The 14147-nt window shown below is 74.1% G+C and carries 14 protein-coding genes; 9 read left to right on the top strand and 5 right to left on the bottom strand.

Annotated features, from left to right (window positions below; genetic code table 11):
- Positions 1 to 273: 273 nt before the first annotated feature.
- Positions 274 to 792, bottom strand: coding sequence for a LytR C-terminal domain-containing protein (locus ACQUFX_RS16860; RefSeq protein ID WP_211271941.1), 519 nt, complete (start codon positions 790 to 792; stop codon positions 274 to 276).
- Between the two features lie 436 nt (positions 793 to 1228).
- On the opposite strand from ACQUFX_RS16860, the gene ACQUFX_RS16855 reads away from it, so the two are divergent.
- Together ACQUFX_RS16855 and ACQUFX_RS16850 are read left to right on the top strand one after the other, a co-directional pair.
- Entirely contained in the window at positions 1229 to 1525 is a 297-nt protein-coding gene (locus ACQUFX_RS16855; RefSeq protein ID WP_007075406.1) for a DUF4193 domain-containing protein, read from the top strand.
- Positions 1526 to 1925: 400 nt separating this feature from the next.
- A complete protein-coding gene (locus tag ACQUFX_RS16850) occupies positions 1926 to 2663 on the top strand; it encodes a hypothetical protein (RefSeq protein WP_428966977.1) in 738 nt (245 codons plus the stop codon).
- Between the two features lie 41 nt (positions 2664 to 2704).
- On the opposite strand, the gene ACQUFX_RS16845 is transcribed toward ACQUFX_RS16850, so the two are convergent.
- Positions 2705 to 3211, bottom strand: coding sequence for a DUF3093 domain-containing protein (locus tag ACQUFX_RS16845; protein ID WP_428966976.1), 507 nt, complete (start codon positions 3209 to 3211; stop codon positions 2705 to 2707).
- Positions 3212 to 3299: 88 nt separating this feature from the next.
- Between ACQUFX_RS16845 and dut the strand changes: the two genes are divergently transcribed.
- The 4 genes from dut to ACQUFX_RS16825 all read left to right on the top strand — a co-directional run bounded on the left by dut (position 3300) and on the right by ACQUFX_RS16825 (position 5838).
- Positions 3300 to 3809: a dUTP diphosphatase gene (gene dut / locus ACQUFX_RS16840; protein WP_067365154.1), complete on the top strand. Its 510-nt coding sequence runs from the start codon at positions 3300 to 3302 to the stop codon at positions 3807 to 3809.
- 25 nt (positions 3810 to 3834) lie between these two features.
- Positions 3835 to 4518, top strand: coding sequence for a DUF3710 domain-containing protein (locus ACQUFX_RS16835; protein ID WP_428961335.1), 684 nt, complete (start codon positions 3835 to 3837; stop codon positions 4516 to 4518).
- A 202-nt stretch (positions 4519 to 4720) separates the two neighbouring features.
- Positions 4721 to 5104, top strand: coding sequence for an OB-fold nucleic acid binding domain-containing protein (locus tag ACQUFX_RS16830; RefSeq protein WP_428961334.1), 384 nt, complete (start codon positions 4721 to 4723; stop codon positions 5102 to 5104).
- A gap of 65 nt (positions 5105 to 5169) precedes the next feature.
- Positions 5170 to 5838, top strand: a complete 669-nt coding sequence (locus tag ACQUFX_RS16825; RefSeq protein ID WP_428966975.1) for a DUF3159 domain-containing protein — start codon at positions 5170 to 5172, stop codon at positions 5836 to 5838.
- A 17-nt stretch (positions 5839 to 5855) separates the two neighbouring features.
- Here ACQUFX_RS16825 and ACQUFX_RS16820 read toward each other — a convergent pair whose 3' ends face one another.
- Both ACQUFX_RS16820 and ACQUFX_RS16815 read right to left on the bottom strand, forming a co-directional pair.
- Positions 5856 to 6545 carry a potassium channel family protein gene (locus ACQUFX_RS16820; protein ID WP_428961333.1) on the bottom strand — a complete coding sequence of 230 codons (690 nt, stop codon included), beginning with the start codon at positions 6543 to 6545 and terminating at the stop codon, positions 5856 to 5858.
- Positions 6546 to 6547: 2 nt separating this feature from the next.
- Positions 6548 to 7210, bottom strand: a complete 663-nt coding sequence (locus tag ACQUFX_RS16815) for a potassium channel family protein (RefSeq protein WP_428961332.1) — start codon at positions 7208 to 7210, stop codon at positions 6548 to 6550.
- A gap of 150 nt (positions 7211 to 7360) precedes the next feature.
- Here ACQUFX_RS16815 and ACQUFX_RS16810 point away from each other — a divergent pair, with 150 nt between their 5' ends.
- From ACQUFX_RS16810 to dxs, 3 genes are all read left to right on the top strand, one after another.
- Positions 7361 to 9427 (top strand): APC family permease, encoded by a 2067-nt coding sequence (locus ACQUFX_RS16810; protein ID WP_428961331.1) that lies wholly within the window; start codon positions 7361 to 7363, stop codon positions 9425 to 9427.
- Positions 9420 to 10700, top strand: a complete 1281-nt coding sequence (locus tag ACQUFX_RS16805; protein ID WP_428961330.1) for a class I SAM-dependent RNA methyltransferase — start codon at positions 9420 to 9422, stop codon at positions 10698 to 10700. The genes ACQUFX_RS16810 and ACQUFX_RS16805 overlap by 8 nt, the downstream gene beginning before the upstream one ends.
- A gap of 125 nt (positions 10701 to 10825) precedes the next feature.
- A complete protein-coding gene (gene dxs, locus ACQUFX_RS16800; protein ID WP_428961329.1) occupies positions 10826 to 12781 on the top strand; it encodes a 1-deoxy-D-xylulose-5-phosphate synthase in 1956 nt (651 codons plus the stop codon).
- Between the two features lie 118 nt (positions 12782 to 12899).
- On the opposite strand, the gene ACQUFX_RS16795 is transcribed toward dxs, so the two are convergent.
- Positions 12900 to 14093 (bottom strand): hypothetical protein, encoded by a 1194-nt coding sequence (locus tag ACQUFX_RS16795; RefSeq protein WP_428961328.1) that lies wholly within the window; start codon positions 14091 to 14093, stop codon positions 12900 to 12902.
- Positions 14094 to 14147: the final 54 nt, after the last annotated feature.

Genomic DNA, 14147 nt, shown 5'->3' with positions numbered 1-14147 from the left:
CGGCCGTGAGGCTGCGGCCGGGGGCACCGGGTGGGCGGTTTTCGTGGACGTTCCGGTCGTTGTCACGGGTCGCCCGCCGGCCCGTGACAGCCTGTTCGGCGACCGGCGACGGCCGTCCGGCGGGGCCGGGCGGGCCGACCGATCACGGCACGGTGGGCCGGTCGGCGGCGGCCGGGCTGTCGTCGGACGGTCGGCCGACGGTGGTCGGTCGCCCGGCGGTGGCCGGTCGACGGTCGACGCGGGCCCGGCCGGAGCCCGGCCCGCGACCGGTGGTCACTTGTCGACGGGCATCGGGCAGGAGCCGGGCGGTGCCACCGGGGAGCCCAGGTCGCCGAGGGACTGGTTGACCTCGGTGAGGGTGGCGAGCTGCTGGAAGCCGTTGCCGAGGACCACGTCGACGGTGTCGTCGGTCCGCTTGGGGTCGTAGGCCGTGTCGGCGTTGTTCAGGAAGTACGCCCGCAGCAGGTGGGCGGAGCCGACGCCCTTGGGGCCGTACCGCAGCACGGCGATCTCCTCGAGGCCCTTCTTCTTCTCGTCGGCCACCTTTTTGACCTGGAACTTCCGGTTCCGGAAGTCGTCCGCGGTGCTGGTGGCCCGGCCGGCCTCGTCGGTGGCGTTCAGTACGTTGATCTTCACGTCCTTGGCCTCGCGCAGGGTCACGTCGGCCATCGGCCAGCCCTCGGGGCAGCCCCCACTGGCCCCCGCGTCGCTCTGGGTGTCGCGGACCAGCGCGACCACCACGAAGACCAGGGCGAAGACCGCCAGCAGGCCGACGACAACGAGTGCCCGCACTCGCGCAAAGCTCATCAGGGGGCTCCCCGGACATCAATGGGTGGCGGCGGCCCGGCGGTCGGACCGCCCCGCCGGCCGTCGAGTACGCCGCTGAGGTTAGCGGTTGTCCGACCGTCGCGTGGAAACAGCCGGACATGCCGGCGCGCCACCCCGGAACCGGGTACTACTACCCCTATCTTCGTGTCGCCTGAGTCACATTGGGAACAACTTCCCGGGCTGGGGCGTACATCTCTGCCACGAGAGCGGTATACATGCCTCGCCCACGAGGGGGGTAAGGTACCGCGCTCGCTGGGGGAGGTTCCCCCGGCGGCTCCGGCGTGACCGTCGGGCGAGTCGGGTGACCGACACGTGACGGTGGCGGGCCAGCGGGAACCGAAACAGCGTCGTCCGGCGTTACAACCGGCAGCGACAACATCGAAATGGGAGAGTGAAACCGATGGCCACCGACTACGACGCCCCGCGTCGAGACGAGGTCGACCTCGGCGAGGACAGCCTCGAGGAGCTCAAGGCCCGGCGGGTCGACTCACAGTCAGGCGCCGTGGACGTCGACGAGGCCGAGGTGGCCGAGAGCTTCGAGCTACCCGGTGCCGACCTCGCCGACGAGGAGCTCACGGTCAAGGTGCTACCGATGCAGCAGGACGAGTTCCGGTGTGCCCGCTGCTTCCTGGTCCACCACCGGAGTCAGCTCGCCGTGGAGCGCAACGGCGAGCTGATCTGCCGCGAGTGCGTCTGACCCGGCGACGGGCGTCGGTGACGACCGGGTGCCCGTATCCCGGCGGCGGCCTCCTCAAGGAGGCCGCCGCCGGAGCTGTCGTGCGCCGCTCGCCGGCACCTGCTTGACTCGGATCGGGGAGTCGTCCCCGTCGGAGCAGCCACGCGGGAGGTCGGGCATCGTGAGCGAGCGAACCAGCGGAGACGGGACCGGCCGGCCCGGGGACGCGGGCGTGAGCGGGCCGGGTGAGCCGGACGTCGCCGTCGGGCGTCCCGACGGCTTCCCGGACGGTGCGTCCGCCGCCGTCGCCGGTGCGGCCCCGCCGGGCGGTACGCGACCCGCCGACGACGTCGCGGGCGGGCGCGCCACCGACGCCGACGGGGCGAAGCCGGCCGGTGGCACCGGTACCGGGGCCGGTGACCTGGGCGCGACGGTCGCGGCGCTGACCGCCGACGACATCGAGCCGGCCCGCCGCCGGCACCTGCTGTCCCGCCTCGTCGGGCAGACCCGGGCCCGGGGGCTGGGCGACCTGTTCAAGCCGAAGGCCGCGCTGCGGTGGATGACCGAGACGGTGGCCGAGATCGCCCCGCACGTACCGGTCCGGGACCTGGCCACGCTGCGCCGGCACTACGCCGGACTGGACGGCGACCTGCTCGCCGAGCGGCTGGTCCGCAACGCGTCCCGCGCCACGGCCGGCATCGGCGCCGCCGGTGGGGGAGTGGCCGCCGTGAACTGGACCGTCGCTCCCACCCTGCTCTCCGCGCCGGTCCTGCTGGCCGCCGAGACCGTCGCCGTGGTCGCCATCGAACTCAAGCTGGCCGGCGAACTGCACGAGGTGTACGGCGTCCCGCTGCCCACCGGCGGCACCCAGAAGACGGTGGCCCTGGTCCAGGCGTGGGCCAGCCAGCGCGGGATCAACCCGATGATGCCCGGCGTCGGGGTCGGCGCGGTGCTCGGCAGCGCGGCCCGCAAGGAGCTGCAGAACACCCTGCTCAAGCGGTTCGGCCGCAACCTCACCACGCTCGGGCCGTTCCTCACCGGGGCGGCGGTGGCGAGCTACCTCAACCGCCGGGCCACCCGGTCGCTCGGCGAGCAACTCCGGACGGACCTGCGCCGGCAGCGCCGCGAACTGCCCGGGGTGCCACCCGTCCGCCCCTGACCAGCCCGGCCCCGGCTGATCCGGCGGCGGGTCCGGCCGGGTCAGGTGGCGTCGCGGTCCGCGTCGCGGGCGGCGAGGATCGCCGCGGCCAGCTCGACCGGGCGGCGGGAGCTCACCACCCAGAACGGCGTCGGGTCGGCCGGGTCGTCGAGCACCACCTGGACGGCCCCGCCGATCCAGGGCCGCTGCACCACGAAGGCCAGCGGGTCGGCCCCGACCCCGAGCACCTCGCGGCGGCCGGCGGTGTCCAGCGGCACCGCGTCGGCGACGAAGCGCACCGGCAGCCGGGCGTCGTCCACCCGCAGCTCGCCGTCGCGGACCGCGATCCGGATCCGGCCGAGCCGCCAGAGCCCGAACAGGGCGGCCGGCACCAGCACCGCGAACGGCAGCCAGGCGCGTACCCCGGCCGCGCCCATCCACACCTCGGCGGCGAGCAGGGCGGCGGCGGCCAGGCCGGCCAGCCACAGCCACCAGGGCAGGGCGAGGCGTTCGGAGTGCCCCGGGGGTGCCGCTGCGGACCGGACCGGGGACGACGAGGATGGCGACACGCTCACAGTCCGAGGGTACGGCGCACGACGGTCGGCGTACCGGGCAGGATGGCAGGGGCACCCCGTGAACCGGACGGAAGAGGAGAACGTGACCGACGTCGTACCCGTGCTGGTGCGCCAGCTCGACCCGGAACTGCCGCTGCCGGCGTACGCGCATCCCGGTGACGCCGGGGCGGACCTGATGGCCGCCGTGGACGTGGAGCTGCCCCCGGGCGGCCGGGCGCTGATCCCGACCGGGGTGGCGATCGCGCTGCCGGACGGGTACGTGGGTCTGGTGCACCCCCGGTCCGGTCTCGCCACCCGGCTCGGGGTGACGCTGCTCAACGCCCCCGGTACGGTCGACGCCGGCTACCGGGGTGAGATCATGGTCAACCTGATCAACCATGATCGGGTGACTCCGGCGAAGATCTCCCGGGGCGACCGCATCGCCCAGCTCGTCGTGCAACGGGTGGAGCGGGCCGAGTTCCGGCCCGTGCCGGAGCTGCCCGCCTCCCGGCGCGGCACCGGCGGGCACGGGTCGACCGGAGGTCACGCCGGGCTCGTCACGACTCCGGCGCGGGACCGGGCCGGCGGACGTACGGAAGAGGTGGCAGGGTGAGTGCGAACAGCGGAGGGTGGGCGCAGTGATCTTCTCCCGTAAGCGGGCCGGTGCCGGACGGCACTCCCGTGACGAGCGGACCACGGAGGTCCTCGACTCCCCCGACGCCGGGCCGGCGGCTGCCGCCCGGGGTCCGTACGACATCGCGGACGCGCCGGACGGGGTGCAGCGGCTCGACCTGGGCAGCCTGCACATCCCGGCGGTGCCCGGGGTCGAGGTCCGGGTGCAGGCCGACCCGCAGGGCGTGGTCCAGCAGGTGGTTCTCGTGCACGGGGACAACGCCCTCCAGCTCGGCGTCTTCGCCGCGCCCAAGACCGAGGGCATCTGGGACGAGGTGCGCGAGGAGATCCGGCGCTCGCTGTTCAACGAGGGCGCCGCGGCCCAGGAGGCGACCGGGGAGTACGGCCCCGAGCTGCACGCCCGGGTGCGTACCGAGGACGGCGTGACCGATCTGCGGTTCGTCGGGATCGACGGGCCTCGCTGGATGGTCCGGGGCGTCTACCAGGGGGCCGCCGCCACCGACCCGGTCGCCGCCGGCCCGCTGGCCGAGTGCCTGGACGGGCTGGTGGTCGACCGGGGCCAGGAGGCGAAGCCGGTGCGGGAGCCGCTGCCGCTGCGGCTGCCCCGGGAGGTGGCCGAGCAGGCCGGCCAGTCCGGTGGCGGCTCGACCCCCGGCCCGTCGCCCGCCCCCGACCAGCGCGGGGCCTGAGCCGAGCCGGGCGGCAGCGGGTGTCCCCGGGCCGCCCGACCCCGGCCGTCGGCCGACCCGGTCCCGGTTCCGGTGTGCTTTCACATCGACAGCGGGGCCGGGTGGGCCGCGAACCGGCGTACGCTGGCGGGACGGCACCGGAGGTCTCCGGGGCCGGACGGCACCGGCGCACGCCGGTCGGGCGGAGGGGTGACGCGGAGTCATGACGGCGGCCGAGGAGAGCCGGGTGTCGCTGCGGCGGATGCTGCGCCGGCTCACCGCGAGCGAGGCCGAGATCGAGGCGCAGGAGCTGCTCCGGGAGAGCGCCCAGTCCGGCGGCGTGCCGGCCGGGCAGTGCCGGCGCGGCCAGGTCGTCTCGGTCGCCGGGCGGTTGCGCACGGTCGTCTACACCCCGCGCACCAACCTGCCCACGCTGGAGGCGGACCTCTACGACGGCAGCGACGTGGTCACCCTGGTCTGGCTGGGCCGGCGGCACATCGTCGGCATCGAGCCGGGGCGCCATCTCACCGCGCGGGGCCGGGTCGCCCTCCGTGACGACCGCAAGGTCATCTACAACCCGTACTACGAACTGGAGCCCAGCAGGTGACGGCGGGACGCGGCGAGGTGGAGGACGTGTCGGCGGCCGGGACGCAGCGCATCGCGCAGCCCGCCGTGGACCCGGCAACGGCGACGACGCCGGGCGGCCCGGCGGACGAGGAGCAACTGCCCAGCCTCGCCGAGCAGATGGCCGACCAGCTCGGCGGCTGGCGGGGGCTGGTCGAGTCGAGCATCCCCGTGGTCGTCTTCGTGCTGGCCAACATCGTCGGCGAGCTGCGTCCCGCGGTGATCGCCTCGGTGGTGGTGGCGCTGCTCATCGCCGGCCTGCGGCTGGCCCAGCGCCGGCCGGTCCGGCACGCGCTCAACGGCCTGTTCGGGATCGCCATCGGCGCGGCCATCGCCTGGCGCACGGGCGACGAGCGGGACTTCTACCTCCCGGGCATCCTCTACGGCATCGGGTACGGCGTCGCGCTGCTGCTCTCGGCGGTGATCCGGCAGCCCCTGGTCGGCTGGATCTGGTCGGTGCTGGTGGCCGGCGGCAAGTCGGAGTGGCGGCAGGACCCTCGGCTGGTGCGGACGTTCACCGGGCTGACCGTGCTCTGGGGCGTGGTCTGGCTGGCCAAGGTCGGCGTCCAGGCCGGCCTCTACCTCGCCCACCAGGACACCGCCCTGGGGGTGGCCCGGCTCGTGCTGGGCTACCCGCCGTACGTGCTGCTGCTGCTGATCACCGTCTGGACGGTCCGCCGGGTCACCCGGGAGCCGGAGCCCCTGCAGACCGCCTGAGCGTGCCTCGGAGGTGGTCAGCCGCCGCTGCGGGTGCGCTCCACGCTGTCCGGGCCCAGGATCACCGCGCGGACGTCGTCCTCCACCTCGGTCGTGCAGACGAAGACCAGCTCGTCACCGGCCTCGATCGGGTCGTCCGGGGTCGGGGCCAGCACCCGCTTGCCGCGCACGATGGCGACCAGCGCGGTGTCCCGGGGCAGCGGCACCGCGCGCAGCGGCTGACCGACGTACGGGGCGGTCGGCGGCAGGGTGATCTCGACGAGGTTCGCCTCGCCCTGCCGGAAGGTCATCAGCCGGACCAGGTCGCCCACGCTGACCGCCTCCTCCACCAGGGCGGCCATCACGCGCGGCTTGCTCACCGCCACGTCGACCCCCCACTGCTCGGTGAAGAGCCACTCGTTCTCGGCCCGGTTCACCCGGGCGACCACCCGGGGTACCGCGAACTCGGTCTTGGCCAGCAGGGAGACCACCAGGTTGGCCTTGTCGTCGCCGGTGGCCGCCACCACCACGTCGCAGCGGGCCAGGTTCGCCTCCTCCAGGCTGGTCAGCTCGCAGGCGTCGGCGCGGATCCACTCCGCGTCGGGCACCCGTTCCGGCCGCAGCATCCGGGGCTGCCGCTCGATCAGCATCACCTGGTGGCCGTTGTCGATCAGCTCCTGGGCGATGGACCGGCCGACGTTGCCGGCCCCGGCGATGGCGATCCGCATGCTCAGTGCCCCCCTTCGGGTGCCGCCGCGCCCGCCGTGACGGCCGCGACGATGTCGTCGGTGACCAGCATGAAGACCTGGTCGCCCTCCTGGACGACGGTGGAGGCGGTGGGCAGGGTGCCGATGCCGAACCGGATCAGGTACGCCACCCGGGCCCCGCAGGCGGCCTCCAGGTCGCGGATCTGCCGGCCGATCCAGTCCCGGTGCACCGGCACCTCGACGATCGACACCGTGCTGGTGGCGTCCCGGAAGATCTCCACGGCCCCGTCGGGGACGAGGTGCCGCAGCATCCGCTCGGCGGTCCACCGGACGGTGGCCACGGTGGGGATGCCGAGCCGCTCGAAGACCTGGGCCCGACGCTGGTCGTAGATGCGGGCGGCGACCCGGGAGACGCCGAACGTCTCGCGGGCCAGCCGGGCCGAGATGATGTTGGAGTTGTCCCCGCTGGAGACGGCGGCGAAGGCGTCCGCCCGCTCGATGCCGGCCTGCCGCAGCACGTCGCCGTCGAAGCCGGCGCCGGTGACGGTGGTGCCGGCGAAGTCCGGGCCGAGCCGGCGGAACGCGTCGGCGTCGTGGTCGATCACCGCCACGGTGTGTCCCCGGGCCTCCAGGGTCTGCGCCAGGGTCGAGCCGACCCGGCCGCAACCCATGATCACGACATGCACGCTGGCCCTCCAAAGGTGCCACCCGAGGGTGTGTCGTCTGCGAGCCTGCCACGTCGCGGCGGCCGGCGCGGACCCGACGGTACTCCGGTGGCGACCGTGCCTCACCCACCCCCCGGTGCCGGCCAGTCCGTGGTCGTACTCTTGGCGGATGTGGCCCGTCCCACCTCGCTGCTGAAGCGGCTGCTGCTCGGTCGACCGTTCCGGTCCGACCGCCTGAAGCACACCCTGTTGCCCAAGCGCGTCGCGCTGCCCGTGTTCGCCTCCGACGCGCTGTCCAGCGTCGCGTACGCCCCGGACGAGATCCTGCTGACGCTCTCCATCGCGGGGGCCTCGGCGTACTTCTTCTCGCCCTGGGTCGCGCTGGCCGTCGTGGTGGTGATGCTGACCGTGGTGGCCAGCTACCGGCAGACGGTGCACGCCTACCCCTCCGGGGGCGGGGACTACGAGGTGGCCATGGTCAACCTCGGCCCCCGGTTCGGCATCGGGGTGGCCAGTGCCCTGCTGGTCGACTACGTGCTGACGGTGGCGGTGTCGGTCTCCGCCGGGGTGGCGAACCTCGGCTCGGTGGTGCCCTTCGTGGCCGAGCACAAGGTGCTCATCGCGGTCAGCGCGGTGGTGCTGCTCACCGCGCTGAACCTGCGGGGCATCCGGGAGTCGGGCAACCTCTTCGCCATCCCCACCTACGGCTTCATGATCGTGATCGTCGGGATGATCCTCACGGGGCTGGTGCGGATCTTCGTCTTCGGGCACGACCTGCGCGCGCCCAGCGCCGCCCTGGAGATCCAGGCCGAGCACAGCGTCACCGGGTTCGCCCTGATCTTCCTCCTGCTGCGGACCTTCTCCTCCGGCTGCGCGGCGCTCACCGGCGTCGAGGCGATCTCCAACGGGGTGCCGGCGTTCAAGGCGCCCAAGAGCCGCAACGCCGCGACCACCCTGCTGCTGCTCGGCACGGTGGCGGTGACCATGCTGCTCGGGATCATCTGGCTGTCCCGGCTGACCGGGCTCCAGTTCGTCGAGGACCCCGCCGTGCAGATCGTCTCCGGCCCCGAGGGGTACGTGCAGAAGACCGTCACCACCCAGCTCGGCGAGACGGTCTTCGGCTCCGGCTCGGTGCTGCTGTTCGTGGTGGCCGCGGCGACCGCGCTGATCCTCTTCCTGGCCGCGAACACCGCGTTCAACGGGTTCCCGGTGCTCGGCTCGATCCTCGCCCAGGACCGGTACCTGCCCCGGCAACTGCACACCCGGGGTGACCGGCTGGCGTTCTCCAACGGCATCGTCTTCCTGGCGGTCTTCGCGATCGTGCTGATCGTCGGCTTCCAGGCCGAGGTGACCAAGCTCATCCAGCTCTACATCGTCGGGGTGTTCGTCTCCTTCACGCTCTCCCAGGCCGGCATGATCCGGCACTGGAACCGGCACCTGCGCACCGAACGCGACCCGGAGGCGCGCCGCCGGATGGTCCGCTCCCGGGCGATCAACGCCTTCGGCATGGGCCTGACCGGCGCCGTCCTGGTCATCGTCCTGATCACCAAGTTCCTGCTCGGCGCGTGGATCGCGATCGTCGCGATGGCCGTGATGTACGGGCTGATGGTGGCCATCCGGCGGCACTACGACCGGGTCGCGGTGGAGCTGGCCCCGGACGAGGGCCGGCCCGTGCTGCCCGCCCGCAACCACGCCATCGTGCTGGTCAGCAAGCTGCACCAGCCGACCCTGCGGGCGGTGGCCTACGCGCGGGCCACCCGCCCCGACACGATCACCGCGGTCACCGTCAACGTCGACGAGTCCGACACCCGCCAGCTCCAGCAGGAGTGGGAGCGGCGGGAGCTGCCCATCCCGCTCACCGTGGTCGACTCGCCGTACCGGGAGATCACCCGGCCGATCCTGAACTTCGTCGCCTCCACCCGGCGGGCGTCACCGCGCGACGTGGTCACCGTCTTCATCCCCGAGTACGTGGTCGGCCGCTGGTGGGAACACCTGCTGCACAACCAGAGCGCCCTGCGGCTCAAGGGGCGGCTGCTCTTCGAGCCCGGGGTGATGGTGACCAGCGTGCCCTGGCAGCTCGCCTCGACCGCCACCAAGAACCTCGACCGGTTCGACGCGGCGCTGAGCCAGGGCCCGGCGCGGGGGCCCCGGGTCGCCCCGCGCAGCACCCTGCCGCCGGTCGTCGCGCCGATCGGCGCCGACCAACCCGCCGAGAGCCCCGGAGGCACGCGTGACTGAGGCGAGACCCACCCAGAGCGTCGGGGCCGCTGCCGAGCGGGCGACGCGCCCCGGGCTGGTCGAGGCGGACCGGGTCGAGGTCACCGTCGACGCGGTGGCGCCCGGTGGGCACTGCGTGGCCCGGGTGGCCGGCCAGGTGGTCTTCGTCCGGCACGCGCTGCCCGGGGAACGGGTGGTGGCCGAGGTCACCGAGGTGCACCGGGGGTTCGTCCGGGCCGACGCGGTGACCGTCCTGGCCGCGTCACCGGACCGGGTCGAGGCGCCCTGCCGGTACGCGACGCCGGGCGGCTGCGGCGGCTGCGACCTGCAACACGTCGCCCCCGCCGCCCAACTGGACTGGAAGGCGGCCGTGGTCCGGGAACAGCTCACCCGGCTGGGCGGGCTCACCGACGCCGAGGTCGACCGGCTCGGCGTCCGGGTCGAGGCGCTGCCCGGCGGCCCGCTGGGGTGGCGCTCCCGGGTCCGGTACGCGGTCGACGCCGCCGACCGGGCCGGGCTGCTCAAGCACCGGTCCCACGAGGTCGTACCGGTGGACCGCTGTCTGATCGCCCACCCGGAGATCCAGGCGCTGCCGGTGCTCGGGGCCACCCGGTGGCCGGACGCGGAGGCGGTGGAGACCGTCGCCAGCACCGGCGGCCAGGTGAGCGTGTCGAGCGTCACGGCCGGCGCGGCGAGTCCGGTCCGTGGGCCGGCGACGGTGCGCGAGGTGGCCGCCGGCCGGGGGTGGGAACTGCCGGCGGCGGCCTTCTGGCAGGTGCACCCGGCGGCGGCGGACACCCTGGTCGACGCGGTGCTCGACCTGCTCGACCCGCAGCCCGGCGAGTCCGCCTGGGACCTGTACGGCGGTGCCGGGCTCTTCGCCGCCGCGCTCGCCGCCCGGGTCGGCCCGACCGCCCGGATCACCCTGGTCGAGGCCGCCGCGCAGGGCGTCTCCGCCGCCCGGGAGAACCTGCGCGACCTGCCCTCGGTGGAGGTGGTCGCCGCCCGGGTGGAGACCGCGCTGGCCCGACGCCGGATCACCGGCCCGGTCGACGTGGTGGTGCTCGACCCACCCCGCAGCGGGGCGGGCGCCCCGGTGGTGCGGGCGCTGGCCGCCGCCGGCCCGCGCGCGGTGGCGTACGTGGCCTGCGACCCGGCGGCCTTCGCCCGGGACGTGCGGACCTTCGCCGGGCTGGGCTGGCGGCTGGCCGCGCTGCGCGGCTTCGACCTGTTCCCGATGACCCAGCACGTGGAGCTGGTCGGCCTGCTGCTCCCGCCCGCCCCCGGGTGTTAGGAAGGGGCCCTTCACCTACCGGAAGCGTTAACAGGGGGCCCTTCCTTTCCGCCCGTCGGGGCGCTGAGCTGGGTCGACCTTGCGCCGGGCTGCGGAGTACCGGGCGGCCGATAGACTCTGCGGTCATGAGTGTTGAACAGGACACGACCAACCAGGGCCGGCTGCTGGCCACGGTGCGCGGTCCGCAGGACGTCAAGCGGATGTCCGCCGAGGAACTGGACATTCTCAGCGCCGAGATCCGTGACTTCCTGATCGCGAAGGTGTCCCGCACCGGCGGGCACATCGGCCCGAACCTGGGTGTGGTGGAGCTGACCCTCGCCCTGCACCGGGTCTTCGACTCGCCCCGGGACCGGCTCCTGTTCGACACCGGTCACCAGGCGTACGTGCACAAGATCGTCACCGGCCGGCAGGCCGGCTTCGACCGGCTGCGGCAGCGCGGCGGCCTCTCCGGGTACCCGAGCCAGGCCGAGAGCGAGCACGACCTGATCGAGAACTCGCACGCCTCCACCGCCCTGTCCTACGCCGACGGCCTGGCCAAGGCGTACGCCCTGCGGGCGGAGCAGCGCAGCGTGGTGGCGGTCGTCGGGGACGGCGCGCTGACCGGCGGGATGTGCTGGGAGGCGCTGAACAACATCGCCGCCGCCCGCAACCCGCTGGTGATCGTGGTCAACGACAACGGCCGGTCCTACGCCCCGACCATCGGCGGCCTGGCCGACCACCTCTCCAGCCTGCGGCTCAACCCGAGCTACGAGAAGGTGCTGGACACCGTCAAGGACGCCCTCGGCTCCACCCCGCTGGTCGGCAGGCCGATGTACGAGGTCCTGCACGCGGTCAAGAAGGGGATCAAGGACGCAGTCGCCCCCCAGGCCATGTTCGAGGACCTGGGCATCAAGTACGTCGGCCCGGTCGACGGGCACGACGTGGCCGCCGTCGAGTCGGCACTGCGGGCGGCGAAGAGCTTCGGTGGCCCGGTGATCGTGCACGCGGTCACCCGCAAGGGGTACGGCTACCGCCCCGCCGAGCAGGACGAGGCGGACTGCCTGCACGGTCCCGGCGGGGCCTTCGACGTGGAGACCGGCAAGCTGGTCGCCGCCTCGGCGGTGAAGTGGACCCACGTCTTCGCCGACGAGCTGGTGCGGATCGCCGACGAGCGGCCCGACGTGGTGGGGATCACCGCCGCGATGGCCGAGCCGACCGGCATCGCCAAGCTGGCCCGCAAGTACCCGGAGCGCACCTACGACGTGGGCATCGCCGAGCAGCACGCGGCCACCTCGGCCGCCGGGCTGGCCCTCGGCGGGCTGCACCCGGTGGTCGCCGTGTACGCCACCTTCCTCAACCGCGCCTTCGACCAGGTCCTGCTGGACGTGGCGATGCACAAGCTGCCGGTCACCTTCGTGCTGGACCGGGCCGGGATCACCGGCCCGGACGGGCCCAGCCACTACGGCATCTGGGACATGTCCGTCTTCGGGGTGGTGCCGGGCCTGCGCATCGCCGCGCCCCGGGACGCCGCCACGCTCCGCGAGGAACTGCGCGAGGCGATCGCCGTCGACGACGGCCCGACCGTGGTCCGCTTCCCCACCGGGGCGGTCGCCGCCGACCTGCCGGCGCTGCGCCGGGTCGGCCCCGTCGACGTGCTGGCCGAGTCCGCCCGCACCGACGTGCTGCTGGTCGCGGTCGGCTCCTTCGGCCACCTGGGCATGGAGGTCGCCGCCCGGGTCGCCGAGCAGGGGTACGGGGTCACCGTGGTCGACCCGCGCTGGGTCCGCCCGGTCCCGGCCGAGCTGGTCGACCTGGCCGCCACGCACCGGCTCGTGGTCACCGTCGAGGACGGGGTACGGGTCGGCGGGGTCGGCGACGCCCTCGCGCAGGCGATGCGTGACGCCGACGTCCGGGTGCCGCTGCGTGACCTGGGTGTCCCGGCCGGCTGGCACCCGCACGGCAACCGGACGCAGATCCTCGCCGACCTCGGGCTCACCGCCCAGGACGTGGCCCGCGACGTCACCGGCTGGATCTCCGGCCTGGACTCCCGCCCGGTCGAGCCGGTCCGGCTGCGGGCCGGGGAGGCCGGCGCGCAGAACTGACCGACGGCACCGGACTACCGGGCCGGCCGCCTCGCGCGGCCGGCCCGGTCAGGTCCGGGGGCGGTCACTTCTGGGGGTCGGTCGCGTCCGGAGTTCGGTCGCGTCCGGGGTCCGGTGGTTACCGGCCGCCGACCGAGCGGTAGTACGTCTTCTCCGGCTCGGCCAGGCTGAAGGTCTCCCGGCCGGACGGCTGCGGGATCACCGCCAGCCCCGCCCGGTCCACCAGCCGGGGGGTGCCCGGGGGGACCGACAGCATGCTGTCCCGGGTGTCCTGCCAGCTCAACACCACCAGCGGCTGCCCCGGCACCGGCAGCTCGTACAACTGGAGCGGGTTGGCCCGGTCGGCGCGGGAGACGACGGGGGCGTCCTCCCCGGCCGGCCGGTACACCACCGAGGTCATCGTGCCCGCGTCGGTGTCCCAGCTCAACTGCTCCAGCTTGCCCCGGTCGCCACCGCCGAGGGAGACCTCGCCGAGGCTCCGCGCGGTCAGCTTCTTGATCGGCCAGGACTCGGGCACCGACCGGGGGGCGTCCCGGTCGCCGATCCGGCGCGGGATGCTGCCGAACGGCCCCTTCTCGTCGGCGAGCGCACAGGTGTCCAGCCCGGTGAGGGCCCGCCGACCGGAGCCGCCCTCGTCGCGGACCAGCGGGTAGCGCGGGTCGCTGGTGGCCGTACCCAGGTCGAGCAGTCGGTCCGCGGCCCGGCCGCGTGGCAGGGAGGCGGTGGCGCGCAGCGTCGCGGTCACCGGCACGGCCGCGCACTCCGGCACGTCGACCGGTTCGGTGAGACCCTCGGTCTCGTCCAGGGCCCGCCCGTTCGGGCCGAGCAGCCGGGTCACCCGCTCGGAGGTGAAGTACCGGCGGCCGTCCGGGGTGTGCACCGGCAGCACGTCGGCGTAGACCAGGTAGCCGGAGTCGGTGTACTCGGTGGCCCGCTCGACCCGGTACCCGGCGTCGTCGGCGCGCAGTTGCAGCAGCCAGGACGCCGCCTCGCCGGGCACGTCGGCGGCGACCAGGGCGAGCCGCGCGCCGTCGACCTCGCCGGAGTAGAGGATGCCGGAGGTGGGCATGTGTGCCCGGTCGTCGATCGGGGAACGCCAGTCACGGACCGCCTCGGTGATCGAGGAGGTCGCCGCCGCGTCGCCGACCAGCGAGCCACGCGCCGGCCACACCTCCAGGTCACCGTCGCGGCTGTCGTAGCCGACGCGCAGGTCGGCCCGGTGCCGGGCGGTGTCGGGGCCACAGGCCGTCGTGACGAGCAGCACTGCCGCTAGGGTGGTGGCCATCGTGCCGGATCGGCGGACTGCAGCCACCTCGTACGCCCCCGATCGTCTCGCCGGTCGTGTGCGGAAGCCACATAGTACGAG

The sequence above is a fragment of the Micromonospora fluostatini genome, from assembly GCF_050410825.1.
Classification (GTDB): domain Bacteria; phylum Actinomycetota; class Actinomycetes; order Mycobacteriales; family Micromonosporaceae; genus Micromonospora; species Micromonospora rosaria.
The sequence above is the reverse complement of the archived record's forward strand: the minus strand, read 5'-3'. Positions and strand labels throughout refer to the sequence as shown.